The organism is Streptomyces sp. OR43, assembly GCF_008042275.1.
GTDB lineage: Bacteria > Actinomycetota > Actinomycetes > Streptomycetales > Streptomycetaceae > Streptomyces.
In genome coordinates, this window is sequence record NZ_RDBK01000123.1 from 1 (window position 1) to 1,007 (window position 1,007).

Annotated in this window: 2 protein-coding genes; one reads left to right on the forward strand and one right to left on the reverse strand. The window is 75.4% G+C overall.

Features of this window, described 5'->3' with window-relative positions:
• A partial coding sequence (locus EAO72_RS41505; RefSeq protein ID WP_261991884.1) for a LysR family transcriptional regulator substrate-binding protein occupies positions 1–348 on the reverse strand: 348 nt, incomplete at its 3' end.
• A gap of 50 nt (positions 349–398) precedes the next feature.
• Here EAO72_RS41505 and EAO72_RS41510 point away from each other — a divergent pair.
• On the forward strand, positions 399–1,007 hold a 609-nt coding region (locus EAO72_RS41510), incomplete at its 3' end, for a LysR family transcriptional regulator (RefSeq protein WP_148022552.1).

Sequence of the window (1,007 nt, forward strand, 5' to 3'; positions counted from 1 at the left end):
CAGCGGCAGGGAGCGTGGGGAGGGGTGTCCGACGGGGTGTCCGACCGGATGCACCAGCGAGTACGGCTCCTCGACGAGTACGCCGCCGATGAGCCCGGCGGGCACGGGCGAGGCCGCGCCCATGGTTGCGATACCCACGTCCGCGCGACCCTCGCTGACCTCCCCGGCGGTGCCCGCGCCCAGCTCGCGGACGACACGCACCTCCGGTTCGATGCCCGGGTGGCGGGCGCTGAGGCGCTCCAGGACGGGTGGCAGCAGGTGGAGGGCGGCGCTGCGGAAGGCGGCGATGCGCAGCGGGCCGGTGACCGTACGGAGGAATGCGCGGGCCGGGCAGAGGGTTGCGCTCATGGAACGGCCCCGTCCATGAAGGATCCTCATAGAAGCAGGTGGGACCCCCTGTGCAAGCCGCATCCCGCGTTTCCCCCGCACCCGCGACCACGGCGGCTGCCGCCGCCGACCTCGCCCCGCACGAGCTCCGCATCCTCGTGGCCGTCGACCGGGAGCGCGGCTTCTCGGCGGCCGCCGCGGTCCTCGGGCTGACCCAGTCCGCAGTCTCGCACTCCATACGCGGGACGGAACGCAAGGTCGGAGCGGTCCTGTTCGAGCGGGGCCGTAAGGGCGCCACGCCCACCGCGGCCGGCGCCGTCGCCGCCGCCCACGCCCGACGGGTCCTGCGGCTCCTGGACACCCTGACCGCGGAGGCCCGCGCCGCCGAACGGGGTACGGTCACCGGCCCGCTGCGCATCGCCGCCTTCCGCAGCGCCGCCCTCCACCTGCTGCCACCCGTCCTGGAGCGCCTCAGCGCCCGCCACCCGGGCATCGAACCGGAGGTGCGTGTCGTCCGCGAGCTGGGCGCGGGCACCGCCGGGGAGGTCAGCGAGGGTCGCGCGGACGTGGGTATCGCAACCATGGGCGCGGCCTCGCCCGTGCCCGCCGGGCTCATCGGCGGCGTACTCGTCGAGGAGCCGTACTCGCTGGTGCATCCGGTCGGACACCCCTCCCCACGC